The sequence below is a fragment of the Pelolinea submarina genome (genome assembly GCF_003966975.1).
Classification (GTDB): domain Bacteria; phylum Chloroflexota; class Anaerolineae; order Anaerolineales; family Anaerolineaceae; genus Pelolinea; species Pelolinea submarina.
In genome coordinates this window covers 1,288,284-1,303,217 of sequence record NZ_AP018437.1, presented here as the reverse complement: position 1 = coordinate 1,303,217, position 14,934 = coordinate 1,288,284, and the positions used below count along the sequence as shown (strand labels likewise).

12 protein-coding genes are annotated in these 14,934 nt (G+C 52.2%); 7 read left to right on the top strand and 5 right to left on the bottom strand.

The annotated features are described in order from the left end of the window. Window positions 1-84 precede the first annotated feature (84 nt). The gene (locus tag Pelsub_RS05750) at window positions 85-1,797 is read left to right on the top strand and encodes a YgiQ family radical SAM protein (RefSeq protein ID WP_116224674.1); all 1,713 of its coding nucleotides are present in this window, start codon (window positions 85-87) and stop codon (window positions 1,795-1,797) included. 38 nt (window positions 1,798-1,835) lie between these two features. Here Pelsub_RS05750 and Pelsub_RS05745 read toward each other — a convergent pair whose 3' ends face one another. Both Pelsub_RS05745 and Pelsub_RS05740 read right to left on the bottom strand, forming a co-directional pair. Next, window positions 1,836-2,780 (bottom strand): glycosyltransferase, encoded by a 945-nt coding sequence (locus Pelsub_RS05745; RefSeq protein WP_158674996.1) that lies wholly within the window; start codon window positions 2,778-2,780, stop codon window positions 1,836-1,838. Between the two features lie 51 nt (window positions 2,781-2,831). After that, window positions 2,832-4,682: a hypothetical protein gene (locus Pelsub_RS05740; RefSeq protein ID WP_116224676.1), complete on the bottom strand. Its 1,851-nt coding sequence runs from the start codon at window positions 4,680-4,682 to the stop codon at window positions 2,832-2,834. A 259-nt stretch (window positions 4,683-4,941) separates the two neighbouring features. Between Pelsub_RS05740 and Pelsub_RS05735 the strand changes: the two genes are divergently transcribed. The 6 genes from Pelsub_RS05735 to Pelsub_RS05710 all read left to right on the top strand — a co-directional run bounded on the left by Pelsub_RS05735 (window position 4,942) and on the right by Pelsub_RS05710 (window position 10,998). After that, the gene (locus Pelsub_RS05735; protein WP_116224677.1) at window positions 4,942-6,969 is read left to right on the top strand and encodes a hypothetical protein; all 2,028 of its coding nucleotides are present in this window, start codon (window positions 4,942-4,944) and stop codon (window positions 6,967-6,969) included. 9 nt (window positions 6,970-6,978) lie between these two features. Continuing rightward, window positions 6,979-7,590: a DNA-3-methyladenine glycosylase gene (locus Pelsub_RS05730; protein ID WP_116224678.1), complete on the top strand. Its 612-nt coding sequence runs from the start codon at window positions 6,979-6,981 to the stop codon at window positions 7,588-7,590. Window positions 7,591-7,620: 30 nt separating this feature from the next. Further along, window positions 7,621-8,328, top strand: a complete 708-nt coding sequence (locus Pelsub_RS05725) for an acetyltransferase (RefSeq protein ID WP_116224679.1) — start codon at window positions 7,621-7,623, stop codon at window positions 8,326-8,328. 11 nt (window positions 8,329-8,339) lie between these two features. Next, the gene (locus tag Pelsub_RS05720; protein WP_116224680.1) at window positions 8,340-8,801 is read left to right on the top strand and encodes a bactofilin family protein; all 462 of its coding nucleotides are present in this window, start codon (window positions 8,340-8,342) and stop codon (window positions 8,799-8,801) included. Between the two features lie 82 nt (window positions 8,802-8,883). Beyond that, entirely contained in the window at window positions 8,884-10,077 is a 1,194-nt protein-coding gene (locus Pelsub_RS05715) for a DegT/DnrJ/EryC1/StrS family aminotransferase (RefSeq protein WP_116224681.1), read from the top strand. Window positions 10,078-10,092: 15 nt separating this feature from the next. Then, window positions 10,093-10,998 (top strand): PH domain-containing protein, encoded by a 906-nt coding sequence (locus Pelsub_RS05710; protein ID WP_116224682.1) that lies wholly within the window; start codon window positions 10,093-10,095, stop codon window positions 10,996-10,998. A 181-nt stretch (window positions 10,999-11,179) separates the two neighbouring features. On the opposite strand, the gene Pelsub_RS05705 is transcribed toward Pelsub_RS05710, so the two are convergent. The 3 genes from Pelsub_RS05705 to Pelsub_RS05695 form a co-directional block, all read right to left on the bottom strand. Beyond that, complete coding sequence (locus Pelsub_RS05705) at window positions 11,180-12,076, bottom strand: 2-hydroxy-3-oxopropionate reductase (protein WP_116225034.1); 897 nt, start codon at window positions 12,074-12,076, stop codon at window positions 11,180-11,182. Window positions 12,077-12,101: 25 nt separating this feature from the next. Beyond that, window positions 12,102-13,391, bottom strand: a complete 1,290-nt coding sequence (locus Pelsub_RS05700) for a PTS ascorbate transporter subunit IIC (RefSeq protein ID WP_116224683.1) — start codon at window positions 13,389-13,391, stop codon at window positions 12,102-12,104. A 156-nt stretch (window positions 13,392-13,547) separates the two neighbouring features. Continuing rightward, a complete protein-coding gene (locus Pelsub_RS05695; protein ID WP_116224684.1) occupies window positions 13,548-14,933 on the bottom strand; it encodes an aldehyde dehydrogenase family protein in 1,386 nt (461 codons plus the stop codon). Window position 14,934: the final 1 nt, after the last annotated feature.

The following is a 14,934-nucleotide window of genomic DNA, read 5'->3' as shown; positions in this document are numbered from 1 at the left end:
CCTTTCCCAAACTTTTATCCATCCAGATAACCGGATGAGTTTCAACTGTAATTCGGCAACAAGCATCGGTTACAATTCCTTTTAATGGAAAGTCAATTCATCCCAACCACCCCGGAGGAAGTTCGCCGGCGCGGTTGGAAAAATCTGGACGTAATCCTCATCAGCGGTGATTCTTATATCGACAGCCCGCTGATCGGGTCAGCAGTCATCGCGCGTGTGCTGGAAAAAGACGGTTATAAAGTGGGCATCATCGCCCAACCGGATATCCACGGCCCGGCCGATATCACGCGTCTGGGAGAACCCAACTTGTTTTGGGGGGTGACCGGCGGGAGTGTGGATTCCATGGTAGCCAATTACAACGCCAGCCGCCGTAAACGGCATAAGGATGATTACACCCCGGGCGGTGAAAACAACCGCCGGCCCGACCGCGCGGTGATTACTTACTGCAACCTGATCCGGCGCTATTTTAAAGACAGCGCGCCCATCCTGCTGGGCGGCATCGAAGCTTCCCTGCGGCGCGTGCCGCATTACGATTATTGGTCCGACAGCATCCGGCGTTCCATCCTGTTCGACGCGCGCGCCGATTACTTGTTGTACGGCATGGCGGACCAATCCGTGTTGGATTTTGCCGAGTGCATGGATAAAGGCGCAGACCCCAGCGGCCTGCGCGGATTATGCTTCATCAGCAAGGAACCGCCCTCCGATTCACAGAATTATGAGCAGCTGCCTCCCTATGAAAGCGTGGTGGCCGATCCGTACACCTTCGCACGGATGTTCCAAACGTTTTACCAGAACAACGACCCGCTGACGGCTAAAGGGTTGTACCAACTGCACGGGGACCGCTATCTCGTGCACAACCCGCCCGCGCCCTACGCGACCCAGGCTGAGCTGGACGCAGTTTACGAGTTGCCCTACCAGCGCGCGCAGCACCCCTATTACGAGCAGCAGGGGCCGGTCAAGGCACTGGAAACCATCCGCTTTTCGATCAACTCGCACCACGGCTGCTATGGCGAATGCAATTTTTGCGCGATCGCCGTGCATGAAGGCCGCACGGTGCGCTGGCGCAGCCAGGATTCCATCATGGATGAGGCCGAAGCATTGGCCGATCTGCCGGACTTCAAAGGGTATATTTTCGACGTAGGCGGGCCAACCGCCAACATGTACGGCTACGAGTGTGGGCTTAAGCTGGAAAAAGGCGCCTGCTCGGACAAACGCTGCATCTACCCCATCGTTTGCCCGGGGCTCAAACCCGACCACAGCCAGCATCTGGAGCTGCTGCGCAAGCTGCGCCACATTCCGGGCGTTAAGAAGGTCTTCGTGGGCTCCGGCTTGCGCTACGACCTGATCCTGGCCGACCAGAAGCACGGCGAGGAATACCTCAAAGAACTGACAGAGCACCACGTGTCCGGCCAATTGAAAGTCGCGCCGGAGCACAGCCAGGATAAAGTGTTGAACAAAATGGGCAAACCCGGCCACGCGGCTTTGCTGGAATTCAAGGAACGCTTCGACCATCTGTCGCGCAAAGCCGGTTTACGCCAATACCTGACTTATTACCTGATCGCCGCGCACCCCGGCTGCAGCGAGGCCGATATGCGCAAGCTGAAGGACTTTGCCAGCCATGAGTTGCACATCTCCCCCGAACAGGTGCAAATCTTCACCCCGCTGCCCTCGACGTACTCCGCGCTGATGTACTACACGGAAATGGATCCCTTCACAGGCGAAAAGCTGTTCGTGGAGAAAGACATGGGCAAGAAGGAAAAGCAAAAACGGATTTTGACTGAGAAGAAACCACGTTGATTCTACTTGGCCTTTGATATAGGAATAATTCTCATTCCCTATTTATCCCAACTGTTATCTTGAATTTGCTTGGTGATCGTATTCATGTCCTCCAATAACCGAAAGTTGAGCGAGTTGAGGAACACGCCCATGGCAGCCAGCAGGATACCGATCATGAATAGACTGGAGCTGAGGGTGAACAACAGGATGGGTATGTTGCCGGTCGGTTCCTGGCGCAGCGGTACGAGGAACAGGATGATAGCCAGAGAAATCAGCTCACAGATTATTCCCAAGCCGCCAAAGAAGGTCAAAGGTTTGTAGGAACGCAGAATCAAGAAAATCTTCATCAGCACACGGAAGCCATCCCTGAACGTATTTAATTTCGAGGGGCTTTCAGAAGGGCGCGCGCGATAAGGCACGCTGATTTCTCGAATGACAAACTGGCGGTAGAGCATCTGTAAGGTCAGTTCAGTTTCCACGTCGAAGCCGCTAGCCACCACCGGCAATTGCAGTGCCACCTCGCGCGTGAAGGCGCGGTAACCCGAGAGCGGATCCCGCAAATCCGAATGGAAGATGGAATTAATCAGGCGGCAAATAGCTTTATTGCCAAATAAGTGTAAGAACCGAAAAGCGTGCCGATCGTACTCCGAAAGGCGCTGCCCAACAACCATGTCGGCCTGTTCTTCAAATAACGGCTGCAGCATCGCATGGCAGTATTCCGCCGGGTACGTATCGTCGGCATCCACCATGATGTAGTAATCAGCCTTAACCTTGCGCAGCATGGCCGCCACCACAAAGCCCTTTCCCTGGCGCTTCTCTTTGATCACAATGGCCCCGGCTGCTTCGGCAAGCTTGTGGCTGTCATCCGTACTGTTGTTATCAAACACATAAATAACCGCCTGCGGTAATTGACTGCGGAAATCGTCGATAACCTTTTGTATCGTAGCCTGCTCGTTGTAACAGGGAATCAGCACGGCAATGCTATTTTCTCTTGGCTTTTCCACAATTTACTTCTCCCTTCCCATAAATTGATGCCTAATACCCCTGGGATTTCTCTATTTTGAGGGCAAAACTTTCACGAATTCATAAGGGATCCAAGTATCATCCTGGAAGACCAATTCGAATTCCCCACTTTGAATGCGTGCATGGACATCATCCAGGATTTGTTGATCGGCATAATTGGGCACCAGGACATAATCGACACCTTTATGGTTCAATTCATAGCGGTAAGAGTCATAATCATTGAAAATAGTGGCGACTTTTTTATTTTGCATCCCCGGCAGATAATCCAACGGGTAATTGGTCAGAATGGTAAAATCACCGCTTTCATCCTTCAACGCATCCATCAACTTCTGGTTTATGGTTGTAGAGAAAGTCTGCATGACCGCTTCGGAATGTCGTTGATATAACAAATCATCCGGGTAGAAAAAATAACCCAGCAAAAACACCATTAGCACAACCAGCCCAATTGCAGCCCAATTGCGGATGCGCTGAAAGGGTATCTTTTTGAATATCCCAAATAATTTATCCATCACCAGGTGAATATACAATCCGCTGTTCATGCTCAGGATAGGCAGCGCAATGGATAGATTGCGGAAATCATAACTTGCCAGAAAGCCCCAACTGAGAAACAGCGGCAGGGCAATCAGGAAATTGATTCCTCGCGTTAACGGATCCATCAGAAATGAGAACGGGATGATCAGGACGAATAAATAGAAATACTTACCCATATTTTGGCAGATGGCATCGAAACGTAAAGAAACATCTGCCGACCGGTATGTGTAGGTAGTGGCATCCATGATCATTCCCATCTCGGAATTTTCCAGGCCCTGCCCGATCAACACCTGTCTGTAGGCATACCAGGGCACTACAATCAACAGTACCAGGCCAACGCTGATCCACAAGCTTTTCCAACCCTGCCGTTTATCGCGTTTGATTTGGGGAAGCAGATAAAAAAGCAGGAACACCAGGCCATACAAACCCAAAAATTCCACGCCGACCTGCTTGGTAACACCTGCCCCGGCGGCAATGACTGCCATCAGCACCGCGCCGCGCGAAAAATCAGCTTCGTTCGGATCTTGTTGATGCAGGATTAGAAGATATACGGCCGCGAAAGCCAGAAAAGCCGCCGGCATATCCGCCAGCCCTTCGATCAGGAATCCACCTAGAAATTTCTTCAAAGTCAGGTAAGAAATGACTGTTCCCAATAAATAGCCGGGGGCCTTTTTTTGATAAGCCAGATCCACCATCATCAGCAGGATAAGCAGGGTAAAAAGCGGCATGAAAGACTTAGCAAAGAACTGTATCGTTGTGTTGCCCATCAGAACGTAGATCAAAGACCAATTGGACGATAATAATTGCGGGTAACGCCAGGTGCCGGTTGGTAATTGGTTGGCCGCCCAATCCAATGCCCAGCGGTTCCATTCAGCCACCGTATCGTATGAATTGAAAGAAGAGCCCAGGTTCCAGATGAATAGTTTCCAGATCCAATTCAGGGCAATATAAGCCAGAATCAGGCAGAACAGCCAATATAACAGGCGTGCACAGACTGCCAATGCGGACTCATCATTCCCCTTGCGGAAAACACGCAGCCCTTTGGCATATAGGATGCCGATCTGCGTAATTATCCTGGAGAAAAAAGCTTCAATCGGCTGTTTGAGGTTAAATCGGTAAAGCCATGCTATGCTGCCAATTTCTACGATTAGGAGGATAAAGACCACCGGCCGGATATAAATATGGCAGGCTGTTAAAAGAAAAACCAGCAAGTAATTAATCACCAGGCTGGAGGCGATAATCGCAATGAATCTTTCAAAGCGGCGTTTGGGATAACGCAGCAGGTAAACAAAAATCAGCCCCGGTAGAAATAAATCTTGAATAATACCGACTATACCCCAAAAAAACAGCACGCTCTAGTTACCTTTCCAAAAAGCTTTGAAATAAGCAACGTCATTTTAACATTACAGCATTCTCAACCGTATTTCAATCCCTTAACGCATAGTTTACATCCCGATTACAAAGAACAAGCCAAAGCGACATTTACGAATGAAAAATAATCGCCGCTTAAGGATCAAAGATGTTGATGCCCGCAAATATACATTAGAATTGTTTAGCGCAATCTTTTGATTAAACGCGAGAGAAATAAACGAAATCAATCATCAGGTCATTATGAACAGATCCAAAACTTATCGCATTTCAATATGGGGATTACTGGGTATTTTGGGTTACCTGGGCTTTCGAGAATTCTACCTGGTCAACGTCTTCGCTTACGTAGGTCAACAAAATATCTGGCATTCCAAACGCTTCATTGTTTTTCTCCTGGCCAGTGTTCTATCCGCTGCCATCTATCTGGCTTTTGGATTCTTGCGCATCATCCGCGCCAAATCGGGATTTGAAACACGAAAACCGAATTTACCGCCCGTGTTTCGTTGGGCTGCCGCAGCCATTTTAGTGCTCCTGCCGGGACTGATCAAATGGGTGCTTCCCCTGCCTCAAAACTTCACATTCGGATACTGGGAAGAAACCTTACTGATTTACGGTTTCTCTTTATTAGTTGCCAAACTTTTCCTAAAGCCTGAAGATAATGACGGGCAAGCGCTACTTATTACAGCCGCATTGGTGATGGCCTCGGGAACCGGTCACGCTATTTTGCTCAAATTATGCCAGGTAACCTCCTACCCATTTACATTGTTCTGGTCGGAAGGCAACCGTTTCTTTGACTATTCCACAATGCTGGGCAGCTATCGCTACCAGACGCTGGATGGTGGACCTGTTTTTGCCTTTATCACCTGGGGTATGCAAGTACCCTGGGCGCTGCCTTTCATCTTCCCCAACCTGAGCATCGGCGCATTCCGCCTGTGGTACCAGCTGGTCTGGATCATCCCTTCCCTGCTGTTGGGTTGGGTTGCAGTTTGGAAAAAACCGCATTCGAAATATATGGGATTGGCGGCTTTGGTTTTTGCCGGTTGGACCTTCCTTTTTCTGGATCAAGGCCCAATTTATCCGCCGCTGATCCTGGGTGCGCTGGTAACCGTACTGGCTACGCGCGCCAAACTGCCCATCGGCGCGCTGTTGATCGCGCTGATCTCCTATTACGTGCGCAGTTCGCGCTGGACCTGGGCCTATTCACCCGGTTTGTGGTCGGCTTTGCTGGCGCTGCTGGAAATCGAAGCGCCGGGTTTTTCAAAAGACAAAATCAAGGAACTGATCAAGCCGGTCGTATTGGGTATCAGTGGCTACTTTGGGGGGCAGATCCTGCTGCCGCTCCTGCGCAACCTGTCCACCTCCACCGTGAAACTGCTGCCGGACGTGGTCTCTTCAACCACCCGCCAGCCTTTGTTATGGAACCGCTTATATCCCAACCCCACCTACCCGCCCGGCATCCTGTACGGAATTATGTGGGCCAGCCTGCCGTTGGTAATTCTGCTAATCGTTCTGGCAGCCAAACGTGCCTGGAAGGTCAACTGGCTGCAGCGGTTGTCCATGCTGATCATCAGCGCTGCTTTTCTGGTGGTCGGATTAATCGCCAGCGTGAAAATCGGCGGGGGCAGCAACCTGCACAACCTGGACAACTACCTGGTTACACTGGTTATCATCGCAACCATCGCATTGCTGGCGTTGCGCGATACCCATTATCCCGTCACCAAACAACCCCTGTTGGTTATCCTGACCTGTATTGCTTTGGTCGCGCCGGTCACTTATACCCTGCAAGGCGGCACGCGCCTGTCTTTACCTGCCCAGGAAACCACTAACGAGGTTATGAACACTATCAACAGTACGGTGGACGAATACAGACTTAAAGGCGAGATCCTGTTCATAGACCAGCGTCAATTACTGACCTTTGGCATGGTCAAAGATGTGCTGTTGGAAGATGACTATGAGAAGAAATACCTGATGGATCAGGCCATGGCGGATAACGAGGACTATTTCAAGGGATTCTATAAAGACTTGATCGATAGCCACTTTGTTCTGATCGTCAACGAACCCAGCAACTACGTCATTCGCGGATCAGAATCTTCTTTTGGTGAAGAAAACGACGCGTATGTAAAGTGGGTGACCATCCCGTTGCTATGTACCTATGAACCCTTGTACACTTCCAGAGAAATTGGCGTGGAGCTGCTGGTGCCGAGACAAAGCACACCAACGGAGGCAATCTGTCAGGATTTCCTGGCACAATACGCAGCCGAGGGAGAATAGAATCCACTCTTGGCCTCGCAAACCCTTCTTAAACGTGAATTCTACCTTCAACCTGTGCAGGAAGCAGCCAGAGCTTTACTGGGCCAACGCCTGGTACGCCTGATTGGCGGCAAACGCATCAGCGGCATCATCCTGGAAACGGAAGCCTATGATGGGGAAAGCGACCAAGCCTGCCACGCACGCAGCGGCAGGACCGCGCGCAACGATATGATGTACGCGCAGGGCGGACGCGCTTACGTTTATTTCACTTACGGCATGCATTGGATGCTCAACTGCGTATGCGGCCCGGCCGATTACCCCGCCGCGGTGCTCCTGCGCGCCATGCTGCCGCTGGAAGGTTTGGATTTTATCGCCGAGCGGAGGGCAGGCATCGCGGAAAAGCTGTGGTGCGACGGGCCGGCCAAGCTGACCAAAGCGCTGGCCATCGAGCGGGAACAGAATGGCGTTGATTTATGCGGCAGGCAGGACGGCCTTTTTATTGAACAGGGGCTGGAAATTCCGGAGGAAATCATCCAGCGCACGCCGCGCATCGGCATTCAGTACTCCGGCGAACCCTGGGTAAGCTTGCCCTGGCGTTTTGTCGTTTCTGCCGAAGCAGTCCGGTCCCGGCTGAATATTTAGAGGATATAATCTATCCAAACAGGTATAAAAATGACTGAAGAACAAAACACATATCCGAATTTCGCTTTTGACGCCAGTAAAGTCATTATTTACGGCGGCGGCGGTTTGAGCAAAATGATCATTGAGTCCGTGCGTGTGTTGGGCTGCTACCAAATCGTCGGTATCATCGACGACAACATTCCCAAGGGCACAGACATCATCGGATCGCCCGTTCTGGGCGGTGCCGAGGTGCTGCCGGAGTTATACAAAGAAGGTGTGCGCTTGGCGGTCAATTCTGTGGGCGGCATCGGCAACTACAAAGTGCGCTTGAATGTGTTCCATCAACTGGCGGATGCCGGTTTTGTCTGCCCGGCCATCGTACACCCGACCGCGCACGTGGATCCCAGCGCGCGCCTGGAAGCCGGCGTGCTTATTCTGGCCATGAGCTACGTCAGCGGCTATGCCGTGGTAGGCATGGGAACACTAATCAATAATTCCGTGGTAGTATCGCACGATTGTGTATTGGGAGTTTGCACCAGCCTATCGCCGGGCGCCATGACTGCCGGCGAGGTCATCATCGAAGATTTTGCCCAAATTGGCATGAACGCGACGGTTAACATCGGTGTGCGCGTGGGCAAAGAAGCCCGCATCGGCAACGGCGCGACCATCAAGAAAGACGTTCCACCCGGAACACGGGTATACGCCGGCGCCATCTGGCCGCCATACGACCCCAACAAAAACAAAAATAAGGCTGTCTAGGATTTCTGCTTATGTTCAAACGACCGACCAATTCCAACCAACCTGCGCCTGCGCAAGTTGAACGGGTTACATCCGTTCTGGGCGAGGGTATCAGCTGGCACGGACGCATCAGCGGTCACGGTGGTATCCGCCTGGAAGGTATCTTCGAGGGCGAAATCGCGCTGCACGGATTGGTGGTAATCGGCGAGACCGGCAAAGTAACCTGTGAGAATATGCGCGCCAACTCCGTCATCGTGGCAGGAGCTGTGCACGGCAATATTACTGCGGAGAAACTGGAAATTCGCAGCACCGGACGCGTATGGGGTAATGTGGTTATTTCCGCCTTTTCCACCGAAGAAGGCGCTTTCCTGCGCGGCCAGGTGACTATGGAAGACCAGGTAGACCTGCAACTGGAAGAGCCGGAGTATGAGCCGGAAGAACCGTTTGAAGAGGATGTCGAACCTCCGCAGGACACCCCGCCAACCGAATCCTGATTTCTCAAGGCGCAGCCATATGCGCACGCCAATGCTATAATGTCCACGATGTTCCTAAACCAAAATCAAGGTGGTTAACCCTATGGCAAATCCAAAATATCTTGTCCCAATGTCCAGCCCCGAGATTGACGACAGCGACCGCCAGGCCGTTCAGGAAGTATTACAAACCACTTCCCTCAGCATCGGGCCGCGCGTAGTCGCCTTTGAGCAAGCCATTTGCGCTTACAGCGGTGCGCAGCATGGCATCGCAGTCAGCTCCGGTACCAGCGGGCTGCACCTTTGCATCCGGGCCGCGGGCATCCAACCGGGAGACATGGTTATAACCACGCCTTTTTCTTTTGTTTCCTCTACAAACGTCATCCTGTTTGAACAGGCTATTCCTGTTTTTGTGGATGTGGACCCTAAAAGCGGCAATATCGACGTGGAAAAGCTGGCGGAAGCCGCAGCCGATTTGAGCAGCGCTGATGAAAAGCGCATGCGTAAATGGCTGCCGCGCACAGGTGCTGAAAAGCCCGGCAAGCTGCGCGCCATCCTGGCCGTGGATGTGTTCGGCCAACCGGCCGATTTCGACGCCATTCGGAAAATTGCCGACCAATACAACCTGATATTAATTGAGGATTCCTGTGAGGCGCTCGGTGCTGAATATAAAGGCCGTAAAGCCGGTTTAATGGGTGATTACGGCGTTTTTGCGTTCTACCCCAACAAACAGATCACCACCGGCGAGGGCGGCATCATCGTCACCAACGATGCGCAAGCTGCCGATTATATGGCCTCTCTGCGCAACCAGGGCCGCGCCCAGGGTGATACCTGGCTGCAGCACACCAATCTGGGCTACAACTACCGCATGGACGAAATGAGCGCCGCGCTGGGCCTTTCCCAGATGAAGCGCATCGATAACCTGATTGAAAAACGCAATCAGGTAGCGCAGTACTATAACCAGCGCCTGGCAGCCGTCAACGGCATCGAGCTTCCTTACGTTGGGCCGGATACCACGCGCATGAGTTGGTTTGTGTATGTCATCCGCGTTAGTCCTAAAATTGACCGCGACCACTTTGCCGCCGCGCTGGACGAGGCCGGCATCCCCGTGCGGCCTTACTTTATCCCGATTCACTTACAGCCTTACCTGGCTGAGAAGTTCGGATACCGCGCAGGCGATTACCCCATAACGGAAGATTTGGGCCGGCGCGGTTTGGCCCTGCCCTTCTCGGGAGTCATGACGGAAGAGCAGGTCGATTTGGTTTGCCGGATACTGGCAGAATGCGCAGAAAACGGATAATGGTTTCGGGTGAGTATGGATAACACACAGGAATTTCAACCGGCTCGCAGGCGCGGTGTCATCTTCCATGCCGGTTTTCTCCTGCTTTCCATCTCGGCCAGCGGTGGTTTTTTTATGCTGGCTATGGCACAGGAAACCCGCGGTTTTTTCATTCTCTACCTGGTCGGTGGTATTGTCGCATTTCTGCCTGTGCCCATGTTCGCTTACCGGTTATTTTCCCTGCTGCGGGCCAAATACATCCTTGACCGTGACGGGCTGCACATTCAATGGGGACTGCGTACGGAAGACATTCCCATGATTGAGATCGAATGGCTGCGTGTGGCGGATGAAATGCCGTACGATATTCCCATGCCGCGCTTCAGCATATTAGGTGCCATCATCGGCGTGCAGCAGTCCAACGAATTGGGCACGCTTGAATTCGTCGCCTCCGACTCAAGTAAATTGATCCTGATCGCCACCCGTCAGAAGGTGTTGGTCATTTCACCCGGCGATATGGAAGGCTTCCAATACGCTTTCCGGCGTTTTTCTGAACTCGGCTCTATCGCGCCCATCAAACCCCGTTCAACGAATGTGGAATTGATGATGACCAGCATGTTGAAAGATAAATTCGCGCGTAACTTCATCCTGGCCGGATTAATCCTTTCCATCAGTCTGCTGATAGTCGTCAGTTTTATTATCCCTACGCGGGCTACAATAATCATGGGCTTTAACACTGCCCTGGGCATAATGGAAGAGGCGCCCTCTGAACGGCTGCTGCTGCTGCCGGTATCATCACTATTCATGCTGGTCGCAGACGTGAGTCTGGGTTCCTATCTGTACCGCAAAGAAGGCTTTCGTGTCGCGTCTTATTTCACATTTGCGTCTTCCCTGATAACGCCCATTTCCTTCCTGCTGCTGGTTTTTACCTCGATCATCCTGTAAAATATCGACCTTTTTAATTTAAAAACACAACCCCGGGAAAACCGAAGTTGTGTCTGGGTAAGATTGTTCTACCAACAATCCAGGTGACAGTTATAGCCTCAAAAAGCGGCAATCTCGTACAATTATTTTGTACAATTTTCTATTATGCAGCACTTATATTCTGCCCCGGATTGGGCTTTCTCTATTGTTTCGTACGCGCTTCCACACCTGCCAATTGCTCCAGGACGGTGATCACCGCGGAATGATCCAATTCACCCCGCCCGGAAGCCAGCAGCGCATTAAATAACTCATGCGCCAGGGCTGTGGCCGGCAAGGGCACGTTCAGTGCCCGCGCGGTATCCATCACGATATTGAGGTCTTTATAATGGAACTTGCTCTTAAAGCCCGGTTCAAATTCACCCTTGATGATTTTCGGCCCGCGCACGTCCATCACGCGTGATTGGGCATACCCGCCGCTTAACACTTTCAAAACCACGGCCGGATCTACTCCGGCTTTGGCGCCCAACACGAAAGCTTCCGCCATGCCAATGAAGTTCATGGCCACCTGAATCTGGTTGCAGGCCTTGACAGTCTGCCCGGCGCCACTGCCGCCGCACAGGGTGACGGTCTTGCCCATGATCTCAAAGATCGGCATGACCTCGTTGAACAAGGCTTCATCTCCGCCTACCATGATGGACAGCCCTGCGTTCATGGCGCCGGCTTCACCGCCGCTGACCGGCGCGTCCAGACTGCGCACACCCTTCTTTGCCAATTCGGCTGCCACCTTTTGCGAGGTGGCCGGCGCGATGGTGCTCATATCGACATATATCAATCCTGCGCGGGCAGCTTCAATGATGCCGCCTTCACCTAAGACCACTTTTTCTACATCGGGGGAATCCGGTACCATGGAGATAACCACATCGCTATTGGCTGCAACTTCTTTACAGCTAGAGCAGGATGCCGCGCCTTTGTCCGTCAACTCCTTGACAGCCGCGGGGTTGAGGTCATACACGCACAAACTGTAACCCGCTTCGATCAAATGCGAGCACATGTGCCGCCCCATAATACCCAATCCAATAAAGCCAATTTTCGGTTTCATTTTCAAATCCTCCATCATAAATAAATTAATTCACCATTCCGGTGAAAGCTTTAATAACCGTTAACAAAGCCGGCCAATAGGTACAGTAATCCATATGACCGCCGCCGGCAATCTCGAAACCGACCACTTCAGCCAGCCAGATCGATCCGAACACCTGAATAATACCCAATATGTAAGTTGCAATAACCGTCCCGCGCACACCGCCGTAACGCGAAGCCAGGGCGCCCAACGTGCAGCCGCCGCTGAACAGCGGGATAACGCCGGGTATGGTGATATACGACATACCCAGCAGGATTTGCAGCATCACACCCGTCAGCATGCCAAACAGCGTGGAAATCAATCCCAACAGGGCTGCTTGGGGAGCATACGCCCAAAAAGCCGGTACGTCAACAGCCGGCACCGCGCCGGGAACCACCACCTTGGCAAAACCTTCAAAAGCCGGCAGCAATTCATCCAGGAACATGCGCACGCCAAACATGAGTAGTGTGATACCGGCCGCGGTGTTGATGCCCTGGATGAACGAGAAGATAATGTAGTTCTTGTCCCCGGAAAACATTGCCCCCACTTCGGGACCGGACAGAATGCCAATCAGCGTGTACAGCGTTGCCATGATCAGGCTGTAAGAAACCACCGTATCGCGCATGATGCTCAACCAACCGGGGAATTCCAGCTCTTCCGTGTCATGGCGGGTATCGCCGGTCCATTTGGCGATCCAAAACGCCAACCAGCCGAAGAAAACCATATCGTGCCCCAGCGTCAGGTTATCCTCCCCCACCAGTGCTTTGAGTGGTTTGCGCATCAAGGACGGCCAGAACCACCAATAAAACGCCAGCAGAAACACCGGCAGCGCCAGCGCGCGCCAATCCGTCCATCCGGTGACTGCATAGATAAAAAATGTTACCAGCACGGTATCCGAGAACATGATGTGGCCGGTCAGATAAACCACTTTGAAACGGGTGAAACGAGAGAACAGCAGGTGTAACAACCAGGCCATCACCATAATCAAGCCTATCTTGCCAACCAGACTGGTATCGGCCATTCTTTCCAGTCCCTCTGCCACCCCCGTCCAGGGATCCGCCACCCGCCCCTGCAAGCCAAAGCGCAAGACCAGCATATCCATAATCGGTTTGGAGGAATTGATCAACAAATCCGCCGCCACCTGCACCAGGCGCACCCCCACAATCGTTTTCAGAGTTGAAGCCAGGATATCTTTAGGCTCTTTCCTAAGAAAAAGCATGCCGAGCAGCACGATGATGCCCATGAATATGGAAGGTTCTCGTAGAATTTGATTAACAATAAAGTCAATGACCTGCATGATTGTTCCCTTTATTTTTAGCGTAAAGATACCATTACAGTGCCGATATACACAAATCCCACTTGATAATGAAAACTACAAAAAAAAGGCTATCAAGTGGGATTGTCACTTTAACCGGTTGCCCGGAAGCCATACGTGTTCAATCCAGCCTTACTGTTATTTTCCAAACTGCCGCCAGACTTCCGCGAATAGCTCCTCCTCGTTCGGTACAACCGGTTCAATCGGTTTGGAGACCCATGTCACATTCATGAAATGCTTCCAATGCAGGTTTTCCGTGGTGATGTTCCCTCCCCAGGTTCCGCACCCCAGCGTCAAAGTAAAAGGCATGCCGTTGTTATAGTTGCCGCTGTTGCCCAGGCTGTGCGCCTGGTTGACCATCATACGGCTGACCTTGGCGCGCGTACCCAATTCCAAAATATGCGCGTCGTTGGTCGAATGAATGCCGCAGGAATGGCCGCGGCCGTTCAACGCGGTAATATTTTCCACCAGTTGGATGGCTTCTTCAAAATCTTCATATTTCCAAACGGTCAACACCAGAGACAATTTTTCTTTGCAGAATGGGTCATCGTTGCCTACATGCTTGCCGGCTACCATCAAGAAAGTGGTGCCTTCCGGTACTTTCAACCCGGCCAGTTCGGCAATCTTCATCACCGGCTGGGCGACGATTCCTTTATTCAGATGCACCCCATCCGGCCACATGGTCTGTTTGAGCAATTCACGTTCGGATTCATTACACCAATACCCGCCCTGTGCTTTCAGGTTGGCAATCATCTGGTCGTAGATGCCGGCTTGCAGCGCGACAGAATTTTCGGATGAGCAGGAAGTGGCATTATCGAATGTCTTGCCCTGGAAAATCTTTTCCGCCGCAGCCTGCAGGTCGGCGGTTTCATCCACAATCACCACGGCATTCCCCGCGCCCACACCGTAGGCCGGTGTGCCGCTGGAATAGGCCGATTTGACCATGGGCCCGCCGCCGGTAGCAACCACCAGATCCACCTTACTCATCAGCTCCTTGGAAAGGTCGATGGAAGGTTCCTTGATGGTCTGGATCAAATCCAGCGGGACGCCGACCTTGGCCAGGCCCGCCCGCAGCGTTTCCACCACCAGCGCCGCGGTCTTTTTAGCATGCGGATGCGGCGCAAAAATGATGGCATTGCGGCACTTCAATGCCGGTAAAGCCTTGGCCGGGAAGGTCGCTTCACAATTGGTGACAGGCGTCAGCGCGCCGATCACGCCGACCGGTTTGGCAATTTTGATCAGCCCTTTTTCCGGGATTTCCTCAATAACGCCTACGGTCTTGACGCCCTGCATGTCGCGTAAAGTGCCCAGTGTTTTCTTTTGGTGTTTGAGCAACTTATGCTCGTACAAACCCATGCCGGTCTCTTCCACCGCCAGGCGGGCAATTTTTTGGACAACTTCGGGTTTATAGGTTTCCCAGGCCACCGCGGCCACCATCAGATCCACTTTCTCCTGCGGCCAGAATTCAATTTCCTGCTGAGCTTTCCGAGCACGCTCAATTAATTCATCAATGCTCTGTTCCATT

Bases quoted from the DNA above. Each gene is read 5' to 3' on its own strand.
- Pelsub_RS05715 (WP_116224681.1), top strand. From the start codon at position 8,884: ATGGCAAATCCAAAATATCTTGTCCCAATGTCCAGCCCCGAGATTGAC.
- Pelsub_RS05710 (WP_116224682.1), top strand. From the start codon at position 10,093: ATGGATAACACACAGGAATTTCAACCGGCTCGCAGGCGCGGTGTCATC.
- Pelsub_RS05750 (WP_116224674.1), top strand. From the start codon at position 85: ATGGAAAGTCAATTCATCCCAACCACCCCGGAGGAAGTTCGCCGGCGC.
- Pelsub_RS05720 (WP_116224680.1), top strand. From the start codon at position 8,340: ATGTTCAAACGACCGACCAATTCCAACCAACCTGCGCCTGCGCAAGTT.
- Pelsub_RS05725 (WP_116224679.1), top strand. From the start codon at position 7,621: ATGACTGAAGAACAAAACACATATCCGAATTTCGCTTTTGACGCCAGT.
- Pelsub_RS05695 (WP_116224684.1), bottom strand. From the start codon at position 14,933: ATGGAACAGAGCATTGATGAATTAATTGAGCGTGCTCGGAAAGCTCAG.
- Pelsub_RS05705 (WP_116225034.1), bottom strand. From the start codon at position 12,076: ATGAAACCGAAAATTGGCTTTATTGGATTGGGTATTATGGGGCGGCAC.
- Pelsub_RS05700 (WP_116224683.1), bottom strand. From the start codon at position 13,391: ATGCAGGTCATTGACTTTATTGTTAATCAAATTCTACGAGAACCTTCC.
- Pelsub_RS05735 (WP_116224677.1), top strand. From the start codon at position 4,942: ATGAACAGATCCAAAACTTATCGCATTTCAATATGGGGATTACTGGGT.